This is a genomic window from Marseilla massiliensis, assembly GCF_016899955.1.
Classification (GTDB): domain Bacteria; phylum Bacteroidota; class Bacteroidia; order Bacteroidales; family Bacteroidaceae; genus Prevotella; species Prevotella intestinigallinarum.
Genome location: NZ_JACJJL010000024.1, coordinates 37,072 through 58,957, shown reverse-complemented (window position 1 = coordinate 58,957; position 21,886 = coordinate 37,072). Strand labels below are relative to the sequence as shown.

At 58.5% G+C, this 21,886-nt stretch carries 15 protein-coding genes; 4 read left to right on the top strand and 11 right to left on the bottom strand.

The features are described 5' to 3' along the window. Window positions 1–588: 588 nt before the first annotated feature. On the top strand, window positions 589–1,128 hold the full coding sequence (locus H6B30_RS12680; protein ID WP_205111160.1) for a flavin reductase: 540 nt from the start codon (window positions 589–591) through the stop codon (window positions 1,126–1,128). Between the two features lie 4 nt (window positions 1,129–1,132). Then, on the top strand, window positions 1,133–1,612 hold the full coding sequence (locus H6B30_RS12675) for a DUF4251 domain-containing protein (RefSeq protein WP_205111158.1): 480 nt from the start codon (window positions 1,133–1,135) through the stop codon (window positions 1,610–1,612). A 124-nt stretch (window positions 1,613–1,736) separates the two neighbouring features. Here the strand turns inward: H6B30_RS12675 and pnp are convergent, their stop codons facing one another. The 8 genes from pnp to H6B30_RS12635 all read right to left on the bottom strand — a co-directional run bounded on the left by pnp (window position 1,737) and on the right by H6B30_RS12635 (window position 13,960). Beyond that, complete coding sequence (gene pnp / locus H6B30_RS12670; RefSeq protein WP_205111156.1) at window positions 1,737–4,025, bottom strand: polyribonucleotide nucleotidyltransferase; 2,289 nt, start codon at window positions 4,023–4,025, stop codon at window positions 1,737–1,739. 6 nt (window positions 4,026–4,031) lie between these two features. After that, on the bottom strand, window positions 4,032–4,214 hold the full coding sequence (locus H6B30_RS12665; RefSeq protein WP_205111154.1) for a hypothetical protein: 183 nt from the start codon (window positions 4,212–4,214) through the stop codon (window positions 4,032–4,034). Between the two features lie 203 nt (window positions 4,215–4,417). Continuing rightward, window positions 4,418–7,786 carry a leucine-rich repeat protein gene (locus tag H6B30_RS12660; protein WP_205111152.1) on the bottom strand — a complete coding sequence of 1,123 codons (3,369 nt, stop codon included), beginning with the start codon at window positions 7,784–7,786 and terminating at the stop codon, window positions 4,418–4,420. Between the two features lie 424 nt (window positions 7,787–8,210). Next, the gene (locus tag H6B30_RS12655; RefSeq protein WP_205111150.1) at window positions 8,211–10,769 is read right to left on the bottom strand and encodes a tetratricopeptide repeat protein; all 2,559 of its coding nucleotides are present in this window, start codon (window positions 10,767–10,769) and stop codon (window positions 8,211–8,213) included. A 45-nt stretch (window positions 10,770–10,814) separates the two neighbouring features. Further along, a complete protein-coding gene (locus H6B30_RS12650) occupies window positions 10,815–11,597 on the bottom strand; it encodes a hypothetical protein (RefSeq protein WP_205111148.1) in 783 nt (260 codons plus the stop codon). Window positions 11,598–11,607: 10 nt separating this feature from the next. Then, the gene (locus H6B30_RS12645) at window positions 11,608–12,243 is read right to left on the bottom strand and encodes a hypothetical protein (protein ID WP_205111146.1); all 636 of its coding nucleotides are present in this window, start codon (window positions 12,241–12,243) and stop codon (window positions 11,608–11,610) included. Then, a complete protein-coding gene (locus H6B30_RS12640) occupies window positions 12,236–13,387 on the bottom strand; it encodes a caspase family protein (protein WP_205111144.1) in 1,152 nt (383 codons plus the stop codon). The genes H6B30_RS12645 and H6B30_RS12640 overlap by 8 nt, the downstream gene beginning before the upstream one ends. 9 nt (window positions 13,388–13,396) lie before the next feature. Next, window positions 13,397–13,960, bottom strand: a complete 564-nt coding sequence (locus H6B30_RS12635; protein WP_205111142.1) for a hypothetical protein — start codon at window positions 13,958–13,960, stop codon at window positions 13,397–13,399. A 603-nt stretch (window positions 13,961–14,563) separates the two neighbouring features. On the opposite strand from H6B30_RS12635, the gene H6B30_RS12630 reads away from it, so the two are divergent. Further along, on the top strand, window positions 14,564–15,712 hold the full coding sequence (locus H6B30_RS12630) for a TlpA disulfide reductase family protein (RefSeq protein ID WP_205111140.1): 1,149 nt from the start codon (window positions 14,564–14,566) through the stop codon (window positions 15,710–15,712). Window positions 15,713–16,156: 444 nt separating this feature from the next. On the opposite strand, the gene H6B30_RS12625 is transcribed toward H6B30_RS12630, so the two are convergent. Both H6B30_RS12625 and H6B30_RS12620 read right to left on the bottom strand, forming a co-directional pair. Next, window positions 16,157–17,311, bottom strand: a complete 1,155-nt coding sequence (locus H6B30_RS12625) for a vWA domain-containing protein (protein ID WP_205111138.1) — start codon at window positions 17,309–17,311, stop codon at window positions 16,157–16,159. An 18-nt stretch (window positions 17,312–17,329) separates the two neighbouring features. Beyond that, window positions 17,330–18,607, bottom strand: coding sequence for an OmpA family protein (locus H6B30_RS12620; protein WP_205111136.1), 1,278 nt, complete (start codon window positions 18,605–18,607; stop codon window positions 17,330–17,332). Window positions 18,608–19,185: 578 nt separating this feature from the next. Between H6B30_RS12620 and H6B30_RS12615 the strand changes: the two genes are divergently transcribed. Next, window positions 19,186–19,731: a DUF3332 domain-containing protein gene (locus tag H6B30_RS12615; protein ID WP_205111134.1), complete on the top strand. Its 546-nt coding sequence runs from the start codon at window positions 19,186–19,188 to the stop codon at window positions 19,729–19,731. 535 nt (window positions 19,732–20,266) lie between these two features. Here the strand turns inward: H6B30_RS12615 and nhaA are convergent. Beyond that, window positions 20,267–21,631 carry a Na+/H+ antiporter NhaA gene (gene nhaA / locus H6B30_RS12610; RefSeq protein ID WP_239484012.1) on the bottom strand — a complete coding sequence of 455 codons (1,365 nt, stop codon included), beginning with the start codon at window positions 21,629–21,631 and terminating at the stop codon, window positions 20,267–20,269. Window positions 21,632–21,886 lie beyond the last annotated feature (255 nt).

Here is a 21,886-nt window from a genome sequence, read left to right as displayed (position 1 = left end):
AAGTTAAGGTCTAAGAAAAACGGGAAATTTTAAAAGGGTAAAATAAAATTGACCCCCAACACCAGGACTTTAAAGGGGCAATCATATTGTAGCCAAAGGTGGGCAAATCCTGCTTGGCCAAAAGGGTCAAAGTCGCGTGGCTTTTCCACGTGGCGGGCCTGACGCCGGTTTGGGTTAAATCATATAAAAATGAGGGGCGCGGCAGACCGCGTTGGCAGAAAAAGGCTATCTTTGCAACTACCGGCGGGCACCGCCGCCAACGGGCGGGCTGGGAGAGCTGGGAGAACTGAGATAGCTGGGAGAACTGAGAAGGCTGGGAGAACTGAGAAGGCTGGGAGAACTGAGAGAACTGGGAGTAAAGGTAAGTTGGAGAAGACATTACCCACTAACGCCGTTGCCCGCTAACTCCCTATCATTCCCAATAATTGCCAAAGCTCCCAGACCTCCCAGAGATCCCAGACCTCCCAGAACTCCCAGACCTCCCAAAGCTCCCAGAACTCCCAGTTCTCCCAGACCTCCTACCACTCCTATAGCAACTTTGCAACTTGACAACATTAATATTGATTTTTAAAGAAAGGACATCAGACTATGGAAAAAATCGATGTGAAGGCCCTGACCGACAATGTGTTCAGGGCCATCGGCACGGAATGGATGCTGGTGACGGCCGGCACGTCCGAAAGCTTCAACACCATGACGGCCTCGTGGGGCTGCCTGGGGTGGCTGTGGAACAAGCCCGTGGCGGTGGTGTTCATACGCCCCGAGCGGCTTACCCACGACTTTGCCGAGCGCAGCGACACGCTCACGCTCGCCTTCCTGGGCACCTCGGCCCAGGCGCGCCGGGCCTACGAATACTGCGGCAGCCACTCGGGGCGCGACACCGACAAGATGGCGGCCACGGGGCTCAAGCCTGTGGGGCTGCCCGGCGGCGGCGTTGGCTTCGCCCAGGCGCGGCTGGTGCTCGAGTGCCGCAAGCTGTACAGCGACAGCCTCAGGGCCGACCGCTTTGCCGACAGCAGCCTCGGCAGGTGGTATGGCGGCAAGATGGGAGGGCTGCACGATGTGTATGTGGCCGAGATAAGGGCGGCCTACGCCGGCGACGGCTGTTGGGCCGGGGCAACCAACGGATAGGGCCATGATGAGGTTTGCAATGTCACTGGCCGTGGCCGCCATGATGGCGGCCTGCGCCACGGGGCCCGCCGCCGGCGGTGGCGGGGCCGAGGGCGGCGTGAGCCCTGCCGCCTACGCCGACGGGCGCCTGCTGCTGCGCCCCACCATGGCCATGACGCAGCGCGGGCGCAGCGTTTCGCTCACCGACGGTTTCTTCCTGGAGCTTAGGGGCGACAGCGTGGTGTCGCGGCTGCCCTACTTCGGCCGGGCCTACACGCCCACGCTGGGCACGGGCAGCGTGCTCGACTTCGAGGCGAGGGCCACGGGGCTGAGCAAGGGGCGCACGGCCGACGGGGCGCTGAGCATAGAGTTTTCGGCACGCACCACGGAAGACAGCTTCAGGTTCAGGGTGAGGGTGTACGACGGCGACAGGGCCACCGTCGACGTGAGGCCGCAGCGGCGCGACCAGATTAGCTTCGACTGCGACGTCGACGGCAGCCGCTGACACACACCTAAGGCCGCCGCTCGCCCTTAGGCACAAAGGGGTAAAAAAAAAGACACCCGGCCTCACGGCCGGGTGTCCCGATATCAGTCTATTTTTGCCTAAAACAATGGTATGTGTTGTTTACTTAATATCCCATCTTGTCGAGCGAGTCGTTGAAGTCGCGCGGCTCGCGCTCCTCGTCGCGGAAGGCGCCGTCCTGGCGGTGGTCGCCGCGGGGCTTGCGCTCGGGCCTGGGCCTGCGCTCGCCGCGCTCACGGCGCGTGGGGCGCTCAACGTAGCCCTCGGGCTTGGGTATGAGCACGCGGTGCGACAGCTTGTACTTGCCCGTCTTGGGGTCTATCTCCATGAGCTTCACCTTGATCTTGTCGCCCTCCTTGATGCCGGCTTCCTCGACGGTCTCGAGGCGCTTCCAGTCAATCTCGCTGATGTGCAGCAGTCCGTCCTTGCCGGGCAGTATCTCGACGAAGCAGCCGTAGGGCATTATCGAGCGCACGGTGCCGTCGTAGACCTCGCCCACCTCGGGTATGGCCACAATGGCGCGTATCTTTGCCAGGGCGGCGTCGATGCTGTCCTTGCCGGGGCCGCTTATCTGCACCTTGCCCACGCCGTCGGTCTCGTCGATGGCTATGGTGGTGCCGGTCTCCTCCTGCATCTGCTGGATGATCTTCCCGCCCGGGCCTATCACGGCGCCGATGAACTCCTTGGGTATCTCTATCTGCACTATGCGCGGCACCTGGGGCTTGAGCTCGGCGCGCGGCTCGGCTATGGTCTCGGTAAGCTTGCCCAGGATGTATTCGCGGCCGGCCTTGGCCTGCATGAGGGCCTTCTCGAGAATGTCGAAGCTCAGTCCGTCGCACTTGATGTCCATCTGGGTGGCCGTGAGGCCGTCCTTGGTGCCGGTGGTCTTGAAATCCATGTCGCCCAGGTGGTCTTCGTCGCCCAGGATGTCGCTAAGCACGGCATACTTGTCTTCGCCCGGGTTCTTTATCAGGCCCATGGCTATGCCGCTGACGGGCTTCTTCATGGGCACCCCGGCGTCCATCAGCGCCAGCGTGCCGGCGCATACGGTGGCCATCGACGACGAGCCGTTGCTCTCCAATATCTGGCTCACCAGGCGGACGGTGTAGGGGAAGTCCTCGGGTATCTGGCCCTTCAGGGCGCGCCATGCCAGGTGGCCGTGGCCTATCTCGCGGCGGCCTACCCCGCGCTGCGCCTTTGCCTCGCCGGTGCAGAACGGCGGGAAGTTGTAGTGCAGCAGGAATCGCATGTAGCTCTTGTCGAGCACGTCGTCGACGAGCTTCTCGTCGAGCTTGGTGCCGAGTGTGCAGGTGGTGAGGCTCTGCGTCTCGCCGCGGGTGAAGATTGAGCTTCCGTGGGGCATGGGCAGCGGGCCCACCTCACACCATATAGGGCGTATCTCGTCGCACTTGCGGCCGTCGAGGCGTATGCCCTCGTCGAGTATGCAGCGGCGCATGGCGTCGCGCATCACGTCGTGGTAGTAGCGGTCCATCATGGCCTGCTTCTCCTCCATCTCGTCCTCGCCGAGGTCGGCGTGGGCGGCGGCGTAAGCCTCCTTGAAGTCGGCCAGTATCTTGTCGAAGGCCTCCTCGCGGGCATGCTTGTCGAGGGCCTGCTTGGTCACGTCGTAAGCCTTCTGGTAGAGCTCGTCGGCCATCTGCTTGCGCAGGTCGTCGTCGTTCACCTCGTGGCAGTATTCGCGCTTGGTGTCCTTGCCCAGCTCCCTTGAGAGCTCGGCCTGCAGCTCGCACATGGGCTTGATGGCTGCCATGGCGGCCTTGAGGGCGCCTATCATGTCTTGCTCAGACACCTCTTTCATCTCGCCCTCCACCATCATGATGTTCTCTGCCGAGGCGCCCACCATGATGTCCATGTCGGCCTCTGCCATCTGCTGGAACGTGGGGTTGATGACATACTCGCCGCCTATGCGGGCCACGCGCACCTCGCTGATGGGGCACTCGAACGGTATGTCGGAGCAGGCCAGGGCCGTCGAGGCGGCGAAGCCTGCCAGGGCGTCGGGCTGGTCGACCCCGTCGGCCGAGAAGAGTATTATGTTCACAAACACCTCTGCGTGGTAGTTCGACGGGAATAGCGGGCGGAGCACGCGGTCAACGAGCCTCGAGGTGAGTATCTCGTTGTCGCCCGGCTTGCCTTCGCGCTTGGTAAACCCGCCGGGGAAGCGCCCTGCGGCCGAGTACTGTTCTCTGTAATCCACTTGCAAAGGCATGAAATCTGTTCCGGGAACTGCATCTTTTGCGGCACAAACAGTGGCCAGTAGCACGGTGTTGCCCATACGGAGCATGCACGACCCGTCGCACTGTTTTGCCACCTTCCCGGTCTCGATGCTGATGGTGCGCCCATCAGGCAGCGATACGGTCTTCGTAATAACGTTCATCTAAAACTAAAACTTTATTGTTTCTTTAACATCTAAATCGCCACAAAGGTAAGTAAAATAAGTGTAACCGACGAAGGATGGCGCAATTAATTTGCACTTATTATGAAAATATGCAGCAATGTGGTTCGGAGGTTGCAGGCGCTGGGCAAACCGTCGTGCCGCCAGTGCGGCTGCAAATGAGTGTTTCATGTCGTTACGTCTTTTGGATGTTCATCATCGGCCCGGCCCCACGAGGTCCACCTTCCACCCGCAGGCCGGGAGCATGGGGGCCATGAGGCAGGCCGCGAGCCATGATTTCTTCCTCATTGCGATGGTGCTGTTGCGGACAGCCACCATGGTTGCGGCAGCCCGGCGCACGCTGTACGCACCGTGTGCGCCGGGCCGCCGCAGGGTCATTCGAGCCGGAGCTTCACGGCCTGCGTGCGCCCCGCGCCGTCGGTGAGCCGCAGGATGTACACGCCAGGCTGGCGGGCAGCGAGGCTGGGCGTGCTACCCACGGCCACGTCCACATGCGCCCCGGCGGCGGAGAAGAGCGCGGCCCGGCTGCCTTCGGGCAGTCCGCCGACATTCACGCGCAGCCCGCTGATGCCAATCTCCACGCCGTCGAGCGGCAACCGCCCGGCAGCCGACGGCCCGCTTACGTAGAACTCGCCCCAGAACGTGAACAACGGCATGTCGGTGCAAGTCATCTCAACGCTGTACCAGCCAGTCTCCGTGATGGCGTACAAACCTCCCAGCGGCGGCATCTCGGTGCCGTCGCGGGCAAGCGAGACGACCACGGGGTGGCCGTCGGCGGAGAACAGCTCGCCGCTGAGGTCGAGCAAGTCGCCCGTGCCGGGGTCGAACGGCGGCTGATACCACAGGCTGACGGGTGTGTCGTCACCGATGGAGCCGTTCACCACGGCGGCCTGCATACGGTCGGGTATCTGCGAAAAGCCGAACGAGTTGCCTGTGCAGCCCAGCTCGAAGAGCTTGGCCTCCGGTGCGAAGGCCAGCCGCCTTATGCGGTTGTACTCGCAGTAGAGATACTTCAGGTCCATGTTTTCGGTGAGGTCAAGCTCCGTGAGCTGGTTCATGTTGCACGACAGTGTGCGCAGCCAGAGGCACGGCGACACGTCGAGCGAGGTGAGCGCGTTGGCACCGAGGCTAAGCTCGTAAAGCCCCGGCATGGTGGAAAGGTCTATGCGGTCGAGCTGCATCCCGTCTATCTCAAGGTAGAGCAGGCCGGGCATGGGCTGCGTGCGCAGGCCCGACATACTTACGCTGCCATAGGCGTCGGCCGCTCTTATGGTCACCCGCGACGGCCCGTCTATTGCCATGGCATGGCGCGTGGTGCCGGCGGGCAGGCTGTAGGGCGTTGCGCCGTTGGCGCCCCCATCCAACATCACGCGCCCTTGGCCGTCGTAAATCTCGAAGCCGTAGCTGCTGCGCACATCCAGGAGCACCTGGCACGGCTTGTCGGCGGTGAGGTCGAAGCTCATGTGCGCGGCGTCGAGGTAGGCCTTGCCCACGGCGTATGAAGCGGTAGCGGTAACGTTGGCACCGGCGGCGAACTCGGCCACGGGCGCGCCGTAGTCCTGCCCGCCCACGCTCCAACCATCGAACGCGCACTCCTTGCCGCCCTGGGTCTCAGCCGTGGCGGAGGCTTCGAGGCGCACCTCCTGGCCCGGGGCGTAAAGCCCGGCACCCTTTAGCACCGCGCCCTCCACGGCCGACTTGGTGCGCACCGTGTAGCCATACTCCTCTATCTGCGGGCAGCGGCTCCAGTCTGCGTCGGCAAAGTAAAGGCCGCGGCTGCCTATGGGCACGTGGAGCGTGGCGGCCTCGAGCACGCCTTCGCCGAAAGCATCGCCGTAGCCGGGGGCGGCTGTGTCGGCGGCCAAATATATGTCGGTGAGCGCGGGGCAGTCGTACACTTCAATGCTGCGAAGGTCGGCGGGCAGGCGCAGCGTGGTGAGCGAGGTGAGGCCACGGAGCGAGGATATGCCTTCAAGGGCGGCGCAGCCCTGCAGGTCAAGCTCAGTGAGCTTGGCGCAGCCCACTATGCCGTCGCCCGATATGCTACGCAGCGTGGATGGCAGGCGCAGCGTGGTGAGCGATGAGTGTATGCAGCCATCGTGGATGCCGCCTGTCATCACCACGCGCGTGGCGGGAACTGCCGTGTCATTGTCCGGCATGCCCTCTGGCAACAGGTCGAAGCAGAGGCCGTAGTGCTGCTGCAGGGGCGAGGCCGAGAAGTCTACCTCCTCCAACAGCGGGCAGTAGCTCGGCCCGGCAGCCTCGCGCAGCTGCGTGGCGGCCGAGGCGTCGAGCGTGCGCAGGCGCAGCATATAGTTTATGTCGAGCCTTTCGAGCGAGGCGGGCAGGCGCAGCGTCTCCACGTTCCAGCCACCCACGCTGAGCTCGCGCAGCCCCTCGGGCAGCGTCACGGTCTCCACGGGGCCGTATGCCCCACTGAGCACCTGCAGGCCGGCGGGCAGCAGCAGCGTGCGCAGGCGGTGGCACGAGCCGAAGCCACTGAGGCTGGCAAGGCCGGTGCAGGCCGAGAGGTCGGCCTCGGCCACGAGCGAAGAATTGAATGAATTGGGCTCCAGGTCGGTGAGCGTGGATGGCAGGCGCACGGCGGTGAGCATGGGCGCGCCCGTGCAGCTGAGGCAGGTCACGCCCTCGGGCACGGTGAGGCTGCCGCCGAGGAAGGGGCAGTCGGTGATGGCAAGAGCATACCGGCCTTGTGGCAGCGAGAGCGAGCAGAGGGCGTTGTCCGCAAACGCCACCTCGCTGCCGGTGAACGTGGCTCCGGCGAGGTTGAGGAAGTGGAGGTTGGGCAACTGCGCCAGCCACTCCACGTCGGCCTGGCCTATGGTGCCGCTTACGGTGAGGCTGCGCACGTCGGCAGCGCGCAGCCCCATGCCGCCCACGGTGCGGGCCAGCTGGCCCTCGGCCGCGTTGCTTACCACAATCTCGTCTATCTTATCGGTGACGTCGACGCCGGGGAACGCCTCGGCGTAGTCAGCCGTATTTGGGGCTATGACGTAGGGGCATCTAAATTCGCCCTGCTCGCCGAAGCTGACCGTGGCCGCGCCCTTTATCTCGATGCCGCACAGGGTGGCGCCGTGCAGGGCGCTGTCGGCCACCGAGGTGACCGTGGCGGGCAGCGTGAGGCAGCCCGTGTGCCTCGGGGCAACGGCCAGCAGGCGGGTGAGGCCACGGTCGTACACGGCTCCGCCTATGCTCCGCGCCGTGGCCGACCCCTCTGGCACTTCTATCTCGGCGAGGTAGCCCATCTTCCAGAACGCCTCGGGGCTTACCGAGCGGAGGCCTGCGGGGAGTATTATCTTGGTGATGGAGGCGCCATAGTGCCACTTGGTGAGCGAGTTGTCGCCCACCTTGGTGAAAGCATGTATGGGCATCTCGCCGGCCGGGTAGAGGCGCGGCCGCTCGTCGCCCACTATCCAGTCGGGGGTGATGGGCGAGTAGCTGCCGTCGGTGCCGTGGTACTCGCAGATGGTGGCCTCCGAGAGGTCGAGCTCCTGCGTGGCGGTCATCGTGGCGGCCTTCAGCGTCCCGAAGTCGCGCGCGTCGACATAACCCGTCACCTTCAGGTGCGTGGCTATGAGGGCTTCGGGCGTTAGCTGCAACTGGCCGGGGCCGGGGCTGCTGACCGTCACTACGTCGGCGGCTGCCGCTACAAAGGATAGTGCTGTGACGCAAACCGCAAGCACACACTTACGGATGCAGGTTGTGGTTTTACGAATTCTCATGTTTTATGTCTCAGTTAATGGTAAGTTGCTACACAATAAAAATGGCATTAAGAGGTGTGCGGCGCGCGGCGCAATCCCACGGACAAAGGCATGGGGCCCATGCCCCAACCGTCACGCGCAGACCGTACTATCCAAAGGCAATGCAGGCGTTCATCAGGCGGGCCTGCCCGAAATGCCGGGGCGAAACTAGTATATGATACAAAGGTAAATATATTTTCCTTGCCCCTACTTTCCGTTAATATTAATTAACAATGAAATTGCGCGGGCGGGCCCGGAAGCCTGCCCGCGCTCTGCTGCAAACCCATCAGGACACAGGCCATGCAGCCACTGCACTGTCCATCCAAGCAAATTGTGGCCCGCCTGTTTTCATGGAAGCCGGAAAACTGAATGAATGGCAAACAGAAAACAATCCAATGCTACAGCACTATTTTTCCTCCCTGACAATAAGTTCAATTATCTTGCCTTCCGCGTTGAGTTCCGAGCTTACACGCACCACCTTGACCCTAGCAGGGGCCGTGCTCAGGCGCATAAGGAAATCAGCTGCAGTCTCTGTCGCCACTATTGTTGTGCCGTTACTGCCGATTATCTTAACCACCGCATCAGACGACGCAAACAACAGTGGCAAAAGCCTTTCCGACTCCGCTATCCTCTCATCGGGCGACAATACCTGGTCGGACAGCACGTCAAGCTGTGTCATATAGCTTGTGGACGGCTCTGGCGAATCGGCAAGAGTTCCATTAACCGAAGCTGCCTCTATCTGCCCAAGGCGAAGTTTTGCCTCGGCAATCAAGTCTGCGCCCGATGGCGAAAACTGCACCTGCAAGAATTCTTCCACCATGCTCAAATAGAACTTTGCCTTTTCTAAGTCTTTTACATGTCCATGCCTCCCTTCAAGGTATATCTTTCCGACTTCCAATGCCGCCGAAGCTTCTTTCATGTCGATTGCCTTGAGATACAAATCCATTTCTTTCTTGTAATCATGGTTTACCTCTGCCTCGTATTCAGCCAACAACACATAACCTATAGGGAAGTTCCTTTCCACCAACTGATTTGCCCAATATGGCACTTGCCCATAGTCCCTTGCAACATTAACGCCAGAACTGTAAGAGGCTGCAATATCGAATAATCCCTGATAGAAACCGCCCTCGGCACTTTTGCGCAAATAGTCGAACCCCATGACAGTATCGCGCTCCACATAGCAATATAATTGATAGCAGACATAAGCGGCCGCAGGGTCTCCCTGAGCCGCCTTGCGCTCAAAAGCAGACAGTATGTCCTTATCCTTGTTCTGAAGATAAAAGTTAACTATCCAGCCAATGCCAGCCCCAACCAAACGGGCATGTGAATAGCCTGCAGAGTTTGCAAAACGGCAAACCCACTCCACGCCGGACCCAACATCGAGAGGCAACCCGATAGAGGGTCCGTCAAAACACATCTGCACCATGCGAAATTCAGCATCTGCGTGACCCTGCTCGGCCGCCATCTTTGCAAACGACAGGCTTTTGGCCGCATCTTTGTCAGGCCGTGGAGAATACAAGAAGCGGTCAAACCCGTCGGCAACCTGAGAAATGTCAATGCCCGATGAAGGAATATAATATAAGCTCATCACGTAAGCAGCGTCGGGTTCTCCGCCATCGGCAGCCAACCTATAATATTTCAAGGCTTCTTCATACTTATTTGCTTCACGATATTCGCATGCAAGTAACTTATTGCATACAGGTGTATTCAACGTTTTCAACTTGCCCAAATATTCTTCATATTTAGCCGTGTTCTTTTCCTTTTTGTATATCCCGAGCAAGCCACCGTATACACAACTGTAAAGTATTAGCTTGTAATCAGCACCAAGAGTTAAAACCGGAAACAGATTTTCCAATATAATGAGATTGGACTTCAACTCAAACAAATCGCCACGCACCGACGCAATGCCAATCCTCAACGAGTATGGCAACACTAAGAAATTGCCATCATGAACATTGTTTCCTTCTACATACTTGTCTATCTTTTCCAAATACATCCCGGCTTTGTCCAGGTTGCGTGGAACAATGTTACCCTGTATATAAAAAGCAGCAAGATCGTAACTCGCCACAAGCGATGCTTCAGGGCAATCTTTGTCTTCTACCGAAGCATACCGCTCAAGCAGCTGCATGGCCTTAGTGGGATTATAGTAATGGGCAGGAATCCTTAAATCCACGGTTTGCGACGACATTACGTACATTTGTGCCAGCATGACACCGCCCACAGGATCTTGTTCGGAAGCCATGGTAAGCATGCGTTCAGCTTCGGCCCACTTGGCTTTGCGAAACAAATGCACTCCCATAATCGTCATTGCCCTAAAACGCCCCGGGTAAGTCTTGTAGCCCGAACATTTCTCAAGAAGCTCCATTCCCTTACGTTCATCACCGTTTTCAAGCATCTCAACCCCTTCAAGATAGAGAGAATACGGGTCTTCGTACTCTTCCGAGACGGTACCGCCAATCTTAAATGACGACAGGTTGACCATGATTCGCAGCGGCACCGACTTGTCGATGCCACTACCCTTAATCTTTTTCACCACCCGCACCGAGGCATAAGCATTGGTAAGAGAAACGCCGCCCGGCATTCCACTTCCGCCAAGGCCGAGGCTGTTCATCTTCGGTTCGGAAACCACTTTCTCGCATCTGAAGCCTGAATATTCCACCTGAAGAGAATTATCGAACTTTGACGTGATATTCTGAAGATACTGGAACAGCGGCAAAGAATTGTACTCTATATCGCCCGACTTGGCTCTCGGCGAGATGTCATCGAAAGTCTGCACCTTGTCATTCTCACACATAGCAAATATGGAATCCATCTTGTCTATCTGCTCCAAATTCCCGGCAAACAACTCCATAAAGCCACAATATTTCTTGACACGCTCCTCTACGGCACCGCGCTCATCGGCAGACAGCCTGACCGTTTGCGACATAACAGGAGCACCAATGCCTAACACAAAACCTATAATCAAAAATAATCTACACATGTTATTATTAACACTACACCTAATATGACATCAAAACTTTTCAAGCTGAGTTATCAGCCAACCTGTGTTGTACTCACCGCGTTTTTCTACAACCTCGACAGTGAAGCTATAGCCCGGAACAGAATGGAAATGGAACCGCACACAATCTACAGATACAATGTCGAGCAGGCCATTGCCAAGCAGCACGGCAAGCATTGACAACCTGTCCGGAGAATACACGCGCCTGTCCATAAGGCCGGATACGTTGCGGCGTCGGCCACCCATGGACAGCAGCCCGACAAAACCAACTTCGTGTTCTACGGGCGATATGGACACCCCGCCTGCGGCATCGGTTGCCGCCACCTCGAACATGTCACCATAAGCATTGCTTATCACCCACCGATACTCGCTCTTGCCAACCTTGAGAGTGTGCAAGTAGAGTTTCAACTTGCCCAACCGTCCGCCAACTCTCACAGAGCACTGCACTTCGGCCGTCCACGTAGAGTCTTCGTAACGCAACTGATAGTCGTGGCCCACAACATCGTTGACAAAGCTGACCGCCATGCTATCGAACACGCCATTTACATCACGAAACCTAGAATAATCGAACAATGTGAAAAGATACTTCTTGCGGTATGACGTGTCGTTACGCTCGGTTATCTTCTGTCCATCCCATGTCTCTGTTGCATTGAAACGAGCCATGAACTCATCTATCTGCTTCACCCTGCCCTTCAGGAGGCTCTCGTAAGCAGAAGGAACTGGCATCAATGCCTGAGCCGACACCAACAAGCGACAGGCAAGGGCAAAGGAAAGAATGGTGATAAACCTACACATAAACACAAACTCAATAAGCCATAGTCTCCATCACCTCTATGTCGCCAAGCCTAACACTCCAATGCTGACCAAGCACATAGTCATTCTCAGGAATTATATAGACCTTAATGTTCTTTTGCGTAACATCCCTATAGACCTTACGCATTTCCTTGCCCACAAAGCCCTCAAAACGTTGGAATATAGTGGCAGTAGCCTCATAGTGGTCGCCAACTTTATAAATGTTACTTATCCTATATGTGTCGGCCTTGGACAACCTCACTTCTGCATAAGGTAATTTTATGAGATTATCAAGATAAGTAACCAAAGGCGTTTTGCGCTTCACCTCCTTGCCATTGCGTACTGACGAGACCTGCATCGACACACCTTCACGATACTGCCCGTTGGGATCGGTGTATGCCTGCCCCTCACCTATAAACAACTTCAAGACACTTTTCTTGTAGGTCTGCTTCACCCTCTGCGAATACTTTTTTCCTCCCAATATTGACAGATTGTTCTGGAACATGTCTATTACCTCGCCAACACGGTCCTTGAATGCCTGTATATCACTCTCGGACAAGTCGCTTACTTGTGCATTTACTTTCGATACAGAAAAAGACAAGCTCAACAATAGCAGAAACAATACTCTCTTCATCATTATTCTATTCATAATCCTTATATATTTCATGCACTTTCAAATATGTATATTTCCCATTAGAATCCCTTTTAAAATCGACCTCTACAAGATTAACAAGATTTCTCAATGTACACAATCGCAACATGAAATCTTTAGCCCTCTCGGTAGAAACCACGGTTGTTCCATTGCGACCTACAGACTCAACCTTGACATCAGGAGAGGCAAAGACAACAGGCAATGTGCGCTCCATGACCTCTATCCTCAAGTCAATGTCATATTTATCGTTGCCGATTGCGGTCAGCAGGTCGATAGGTGCTTGCAGACCGTCTGTATCATCGGGCGTGGCCGCATTCTCCGGCGCATGACCCTCATGCCTGTCGACAGTGGTTTCAACATCAACTGAGTATACGGGAGTGTGCTTAACAGCATTCTTCGTAGCCTCCCGCGCATTGCTCAATACAATATCCCAATCGGCATCCATACCATTTGACACGACAAACTGAAGCGACCTCAAGAAGAAAATGGTAAACGCACCACCAGCAGGCGAACCGTCGTTATAATTCAACGTGACAGAGTTCTCGCCCTTCTGGCTACCCGAAGCTATTATGGTGCCTTTGTAATTCATAAAAAGATTGGTGTAGGCATTGACCGGACTCTTGCTGAGCACAGTGAATCCCTTTGACGCCTGCTCCTTGCTTGTCACCCCGGGAGCCACTGAGTTACAACAATCGCCAAAGACTATCTTAAGCCGCGCAGGCATATCTTCCAACCTTCGCAAAACATATTCCAACGGAACGAACTCATTATCATAATGACTTCCAAGACACATCTGGGGGTAATCCGACTCGTCTTGCACCGACCTGGTGCCATGGCCAGAATAATAAAACATTACCACATCACCTGAAGATGTTTGCAAACGGTCAAGCACACCCATCAAGTTTGACTTGGAGCAATTGGATCCGGAATAGAAGTATTTTTCCAAATGCAGACCCGTTGCAGAGGCGATGGTGCTCATCTCCATGGTCATGTTCACAAAATCTTGCTTATCCCCACTCCCTATCGAAGGGTCGTTGGTATCTGCGAAGACTATTGCATGAAGCGACTGGGAAAAAGCCTCCCCCGCATGAAGCATGCATAAAGCAAGCAAAGGGAAATAACAAACTAAGAACTTTTTCATATCTATCTGTTAATACATGGTTATCGAACTCAAGTATTCATCGCCGGGGAACAGTTCCAGGCCGAATTGAACCAACAAGTCTTTGCACCCCCAAGCCACCTTTTTCACTATCTTGCCCTCTTTGGCAAATGCCAACTCACTGGTATTGAAAGCAAGCAACAAATACATATCACCGTCTTCTCCATTTACTTCTATCGCAAAATATGGAGCAAACAATGTTTTCACAACAGGGGCGTCATATACATAAGACTTCTCGTTGCCCAAAATAAAACGCAACACGGCCAACTGTTCCACAGTCAAGGATTGGGCTCTACCTACGACACTGAAACCGACTATACTGCGACCCTTACCGCTTGCGACAGAATCGGCCAACGGATTCAACTTGTAAACAACAACTCTCTTTGAACCATCCAGGCCATTCACAAAGGCCGAATCCCAATGCCTGAACATAACGGGAGAACTGTTTATACCACCGGTACTGGCACTACGCCTAACGCAACCGCAACCGCAAAACAGTACAACATTAGCCACAAGCATGAACAAAACGGCTCCCTTCTTTCGCTTTGATTTCATAAACTAAACTTTAATACCTAAGGACAACGCAAAAAGAATATTTATCATTCTCTGAAACATTGCACACATAGTAATTTCAACTTATTTTCCTATTAGCAAGACGTACACGCCTTTTGAGGTACAAATATACTCATAAAACAAGAAAAGACAGCCTGGAGCAAAGAAAATAATGTTAATCTTATGTGTAAAATTGCAAAATACAAGACAGCATTACCGACAAAAGGCTTCAAACAGATACAAAAGCAAACAATCAACACACAAAAGCGGCCTAAACAACAATAACGAACAACAATTGCACCTGAGGTTTCCCATGAACAACAATCACAATTCTTTAACAGCCAAGCAGATTCAAATACATGAACCTGCCATCTAACCGGCCAAACAAATATTCAGCAACCATCTTGCAACCATCTTGCGGACAAAAGCGCCCGTCATCGCGCGGCGGTGCAAAAAGGGGGGCGCGGGCCATTTTCTTGGCGGCGGCTGCCAACGTCTCGATTATTTTTCGTAATTTTACCACCGCTTTCGCGGGGGCGCGGCCGGAGGGGCCCGGCGGCCCCGGGCGCCCGCCCGCACCATGCAACAAAAAGAAAACCTACAGATATGAGACAACTAACGCTTGCCGCCACCATGGCGGCCGCCCTCGCGCTGGCTTCGTGCGGCGAGGACAAGTTCCGCGTAGAGGGCAGCATCGGCTCGGCCGAGGACTCGCTGCTGTACTTCGAGCAGATGACACTGCAGGGCCCGGTGGCCCTTGACTCCGTGAGGCTGGGGGCCGACGGCGGCTTCAGCTTCAGCGCGGCGCGCTCCGACGCGCCCGAGTTCTACCGCCTGCGCATTGCCGGGCAGATTGTGAACCTGGCCGCCGACTCGACCGAGACGATAACCGTAAGGGCCGACTACCCCACCATGGCCACCGGCTACGAGGTGGAGGGCTCCGACGACAACAGGCGCATCAGGGAGCTGGCGCTCATGCAGATAGCCCTGCAGCAGAAGGCGCTGGCCCTGACCCGCAACACGGCGCTCGGGCAGCAGGAGGCAGCCGACAGCATCAGGGCGCTACTGAAGACGCACAAGGACAGAGTGACGCGCGACTACATATTCAAGGACCCCAAGGCCTCGTCGTCGTACTTCGCGCTGTTCCAGGCGCTGGGCAACACGCTGATATTCAACCCCGGAGGGGCCGACGGCGACATAAGGGTGTTTGCCGCCGTGGCCACGGCGTGGGACACGTTCTACCCCGGCAGCCTGCGCGGCGAGAACCTGCACAACATTGCCATCGAGGGGATGAAGAACGAGCGCATCATCGAGGCCAAGAGCAGCGCCTCGGTAGACCCGGCCAAGGTGACCACCACGGGCATAATAGACATCTCGCTGACCGACAACCACGGCCGCAGGCGCTCGCTGAGCGAGCTGAAGGGCCAGGTGGTGCTGCTCGACTTCCACCTCTTTGCGCTGAAGGACTCGCCGCAGCGCATACTGATGCTGCGCGAGCTGTACAACAAGTACCACGGCCGCGGGCTGGAGATATACCAGGTATCGGTGGACGGCGACGAGCACTTCTGGAAGCAGCAGACGGCCCAGCTGCCGTGGATTAGCGTGCGCGACGCCGACGGGGTGGGCTCGCAGCGCCTGGCCACGTACAACGTGACGGGGCTGCCCGAGTATTTCCTCATCGACAGGGGCAACAACCTTGTGAGCCGCTCGTCGCAGATGCCCGACCTGGAGAAGGCCATCGAGGCGCTGCTCTGACCGCACGGGCGGCCTGGCGCAGCACGTGGCCGCCCCGGCCGGGGCGGCACGCAACGAGGCGGCACATCCCCATCGCGGGGGGCGCCGCCTCTCTCTTTTTATGTTCAACTCTATATTTATCAAAATACGGATATCCGCATCCTGCAAAACGGGAAGGGCAGAAGGAGTTAGTTATAAGGAGTTAGGGAGGAGTTAGGGGAGTTAGGAGGAGTTAGGAGGAGTTAGAAGACATTACCCACCAAAGCTGCTGCCCGCCAACGCCCTATCAGCCCTATCACTCCTATGATATCCTATATCATCCTATAACATCCTATATCATCCTACAATATCCTACAATATCCTATAATTTCCTATCACTCCTATGTCTCCCCATTGCCATTGGCAACTTGCGGACATTCATTTGTCAACGCGGGCCGGAGGCAGCGCCCCCGGCCCAGACCGCAATCATGGCTCCCCGAAAACGATGTAGAACGTGCGCTCGGCCCTTGTCCTGCCGTCGGCCGACAGGATGGTGATGCGCACCTCGTGGGCTTGGCCGTCCATGAACTCGCCCACGTTGGTGAAGCGTATCACATAGGAGTTCTGCATGGCCCCGGTGACGGGCAGCGACGTGAGCGTCACGCCCGAGAAGTCGGACGAGGCGTAGAGCACCGTGCCGCCGGTGTACTCGGATATCCGCCACGGGCGCTCCTTGTAGCGGATTGACTCTGCGAACGAGCTGCTGCCGCTGAACACGGTGTGGACGGTGCCCTGCACGGTGCTCCAGTTTTCCTGCGAGCTGAAGTACTCCGTCGACCATGCCGAGTAGCCCGACGGCTGGTTGGGCTCGTCGGTAAAGTTGACGTATATCCTGTTGGAGCCCGTGCGGAAGTCCATGTGCTTGTCGCCGAAGAGGATGGCCATGGCGCCGCACTCGTCGTCGACGCTGCCGAAGGTTGACGCCGCCGACTGCAGAGCCCTGGCGTCGGTGCCGCCGAAGCCCATGGTGCGGTTGGTGCCGGTGCTGCGGTTGAGGTAGTCGCCCAGGGCGTCGGCGTCGGTGAGGTTGAGCGCCCCATTGACGTAGCCGTTTTCAGAATATCCCACGCAGCCGAAGCGTATGTCGATGTTAGAGCTTTCGAGCAACTGCGCCCACGAGATGATGTCGCGCGCAATGGCGTTGGCCTCCTCCGACATGCTCCCGGAGTTGTCCACGCAGAACACAAGGTCTACCACCGAGGCTTGCTCGCCCTGGTTGTCGGCGTTGTTGGTAACGAGTATTCCCTTTGGCTTGCCGTCCACCTCGACCCATACGTTCTGGCCGGGCTCCCCGGTGCCCAGAAGCCTCATCCACCCGTAGTCGTCGGCGTTCTGCACGCCGGTCATGTCGATGCGCACGATGGCGTCGCCCCCGTCGTTCTCAACGGTGTACTGTATGTTGGGTATGGTGGTTGTCGACCCGTCGATGTCGGGGTTGGGGCCTGCGAGCTCGTCGCTCGGAATGCCGCTGCGGTTGCCCTCCTCGAGCACAATGGTGTCGTCGCCGTCGCTCAGACATGATGTCAGCGACAGGGCAGCCGCCATGAGCAGCGTGCCCACTGATGATATGTAACGTTTCATAGCTGTTGTCTTTGTTGTTTAGAAATTGTTGAGTATGGTGAACTCCACCCTGCGGTTCATGGCCCGGCCCTCGTCGGTGTCGTTGGTCGACAGCGGGCGCGACATGCCGTAGAAGCTGTAAGTGAGCTTGTTGCGGTCGACGCCCTTCTTCACGAGGTAGTCCACCACGGCCTCGGCCCTCTGCCTCGACAGGTCCATGTTAAACTCGGCCGAGCCCACGTTGTCGGTGTGGCCCTTCACCTCGATGCGTCGGTTGGAGCGTATGAGCGTGGTGGCCAGCTTGTCGAGGTATTCGTGCGACTCGGGGCGTATGGTGCTCTTGGCGAAGTCGAACGTGATGGCGTCGACGGCGCAGATGGTCTTGCCCTCTATGCTCTCGTTCTTGGCCATGAGGTCTATTATCTCGTCGAGCGTGTAGCACGGCTTGTCGGCCGGCTCGGGCTCGGGCGCCGCCACCACTGGCTCGGGCTCCGGCTCGGGGGCGGGCTGCCCTTTCCCGGAGAATATGCTGAACGGCACGGCGAGCACGGCCCCTATCTCAAACCCGCTGAGCTTGCGCGTGCCGTCGATGCGGTAGTTGCGGTTGAAGAGCTGCGCCACGTCGTTGGCCTCGCCGTCCTTCTCCTTGCCGCCATAGGTGTCGGTGAACCCCAGCTCGTAGCTGGCCTCGATGCCCAGCCAGCAGCGGTCGGAGGCCACGGGTATGGCAAACTTCACGCCCACGCCCACCTGCCCGGCAAAGTAGGTCGACGCCATGTTGGCGTCGGACAGGTCAGTCTTGTAGCCCGCCACGCTGCAGTCGTCGTACTCGGCCATGAGCTGTATGTCGCCGGCCGTGGCAAAGCCCAGCACCGGGGCCACGTAGGCATAGGGCCTCACCTTGGCCGAGGCCTTGCCAAACTGGTAGATTAGCGGCACGCGTATGTCGATGTATCGCGAGCGCAGGGCATAGTAGATGTCGCTGACGCCCCCCTGCTCGTAGGCGTCGCCCACGTTGGCTATGTCGGTGAGCTTGCCCCCGCGCGTGAGCAGCGACAGCTGCGGGCGCACGGCAAAGCGGCCCTCGCGGCCAAACTCGCCCTGGGCGAACACCGAGAAGACGCCGCTGCCGCGGTTCTTGCTCTCGGGGAAGAGCTCCTCGTCGATGTCAGAGAAGCTCATGTGCGACGAACGGTAGGCGCCGCCAAGCCCGAAATACCACTTGCCCCGGGGCGCGTCCTGCGCCCACGCCCCCGCAAGGGGCAGGGCCGCCAGGGCCATCGTGGCGATGATTGATTTCATTTTCCTTTTCTCCATATTTCCACTTGTATTTTAATTAGTAATGTGCAAAACCCTGTGTCACGGCATCGGCCGCGCGGCCGCGGCGGCTTGCGCCACGTGACCCACGCCTTGCAAAGTTACAAAAAACTATGACACCCGCAGGGCGGCCGCCGGGCGGAGCGGGAGCAAACGTTGCCGCGGCGTGAGCAAGCTGACAAAAATCGTGACCATCCGGCAAAAAATATCTGGCCCCGACAGCCGTTTGGCCGACGGCAGCAGCCGTTTGGCAGCTTAAAAACCGGCGAGGCGCCGCCAAAAGTGGCCTTGCCCGGCCTACGCCAAGGGCGCTTTTCCTTACACAGAGCAGCTGCGGAGACGCCAAGGGCCACGCCCCTGAGGCACGCCCCAGGCAGCCACCCGCCCGGCGCCACGCCACCCGCCGGCGGCAAAAAAGCGCCCGCCGGGGGCCGACAAAGGCAAAAAAGCGGGCCGCGGCTTTGCCCGTTCGCAGGTTTTATGTATATTTGCAATGCAGCAACCCGCGGGCCACGGCAGCCCCGGGGCCGGCACGGGCCGCGCGGGTGTTGCCGGCTAACCACTAAAAACATATCAAGATGAAGAAAGCAACAATCAAGGCAGCTGCCTGCCTCATGGCAGCCACAGTGGCGTTCAGCTCGTGCATAGGCTCGTTCGGGCTGTTCAACAAGGTGCTCGACTGGAACAAGGGCATCAGCAACAAGTTTGTCAACGAAGTGGTGTTCATACTCATATCGCCGGCCTATGCCGTCTGCGGCGTGGTCGACCTGCTCGTGCTCAACACCGTGGAGTTCTGGAGCGGCTCCAACCCCGTGGCCAAGGTGGGCCATGTAGAGAACGTATGGGGCAGCGACGGCCGCCAGTATGCCGTCAAGACGCTCAAGGACGGCTACGAGGTGACCAAGCCCACGGGCGAGAAGGTGCTCTTCACCTACGACGTGAAGCACCGCAGCTGGTCGATGCAGGCCGAGGGGCAGGAGCGCGAGCTCTTCCGCTTCAACGGCGACGGCACCGTTGAGGCCACGCTGCCCAGCGGCGAGAAGAAAAACGTGGCACTGTCCGACGAGGGCATAGGCTCGCTGCGCCTGGCCATGGGCGACGGCCTGTTCTTCGCTGCGCGCTGAGGCAGGCGCCGCCGTCCGCCAAGGGCCGCCGGGGCAGGGGCAGGGCGCCACTGCCCGCGGGCGGCCCGGGCCATGCCGTGCCACACAACCAGACTGACGACTACATCAACATGAGAAGCTGTTTTGAATTTCTACAAAAAGTTTTTCTTGGCTTTGTGTGTCCGTTTTCGTGCGTACCTTGGGTGATTTTTTGCCATTTCCGCTTCTGTGCTTCGTCAGATAGCCCGCCATCTTCCTCATCACGGAAGCAAAACTGCCCCAAAGACTCATCCCAAATCATCGCACTATAAATTCAAAACAGCTTCTGAGCAAACTGACAACAATGCTGCTGCCGGCGGCCGCAGCGGCCCTCATGGCCGCAACCGGCGGCTGCCAACGGGCGGGCCGGGCCTACCGGCCCACGGGCAGCACGGCCACGGCCAACGGCCGCGGGCATGGCATCGGCAACACCAAACAACGACAAACGCCATTGCCGCATACAGCAGGCTGCCGTATGCGGCAATGGCGCAACAGGCCCAAAGGCCAGCCCCCGGGCTCACTCTCCGGCCCCGGGGCTGTAGCAGCGGCGCAGCATCACGTAGCCGATGGCCCCGCCCGCCAGCGACGCGGCAAAGATGCCGAGCTTGGCCTGCATGAGCATAGTATCGTCGGAAAAGGCGAGCGTGGATATGAACATCGACATGGTGAAGCCTATCGAGGCCAGGAAGCCCAGCCCAACCATGCCGCCCATGCCCACGCCGCGGGGCAGCGAGGCCACGCGCAGGCGCACCATCAGCCAAACAGACAGGCAAACGCCCAGCGGCTTGCCCAAGAGCAGGCCCAGGAAAACGCCAGGGGCCACGGCCGTGGAGAACACGTCCGACGGCTGCAGGCCGGCAAACGACACGCCGGCGTTGGCCAGCGCGAACACCGGCATGACCACAAACGACACGAAGGGATGCATGGAGTGCTCCAGCCGCTGCAGCGGGGGCATGGCGTCGCGCGCGTCGGAGCGCATGGCCGTCACGGCGTCGAGCTGCTCGCCGGTGAGCGTGGCCACGCCGTTGGGCGGCAGGTGGCGGAAGTGTATCAGGTGGACGGCGGCACGCCTCACATAGGCCGTCTCGGGCAGCAGCGCGTCGGACGGGATGGCAAAGGCGGCCAGCACGGCGGCTATGGTGGCGTGGATGCCCGACATGAGGAAGGCCGTCCACACGCCAGCCACGGCCACGATGGAATAGAAGGCCACGTTTTTCACGCCCATGCGGTTGGCCGCCACCATCAGGCCGAGGAAGGCCACGCCCACGCCCACGCTCTCAATAGATATCTCCGACGTGTAGAACAGGGCTATCACCACCACCGCCCCGAGGTCGTCGACGATGGCCAGCGTGGTAAGGAACACCTTGGCCGCCAGCGGCACACGGTTGCCCAGAGCGTAGAGTATGGCCAGCGAGAAGGCTATGTCGGTGGCCATGGGTATGCCCCAGCCGTGGGCCGAGCCGCTGCCGCCGTTGAGGGCCAGGTATACCAGCGCCGGCACCACCATGCCGCCCACGGCAGCACCGGCCGGCAGCAGCACGTTGCGCACGTGCGACAGCTCGCCGCCGATGAACTCGCGCTTGAGCTCCAGGCCCACCACAAAGAAGAACAGCGACATCAGCCCGTCGTTTATCCAGTGGTGCAGCGAGTGGTACAGGTAGGGCTCGCCGTCGAACACGAAGCCCACCTTGAGCCCGAACAGGCGGAAATAGTCGGCCGCCAGCGGCGAGTTGGCCAGCGCCATGGCCACCACTATGCTCACCCCGAGCACTATGCCGGCCGAGCGCTCGCGGCCCATGAACTGGTGCAGCGGAGCCACAATGCGGTCTATGCGGCGGCTCTCGGCTTGCATGCCTTTCTCTTCTGTAATATCCTTTTGCATCCTTTTATATGTTATTTGACTGCAAAGGTAGCCTTTTTGGCGCACACGGCAAAGGAAGGGGGCCATCAAACGTGCGCGGCAGAACAAAACAAATGGCGCCCGGAACAACCGCGCGGGCCGCTGCCGCCCCGTCCCGCAGCCTGCGAACAAAGGCGAGGCGCCGCCGCCGGGGGCCGAAACGGGCCCTGCGGCAACCCCAAACGGCCCGTCCGGCAGGGCAAAACCGACCCGGCGGCCCGGCGGCCCCACACCCTC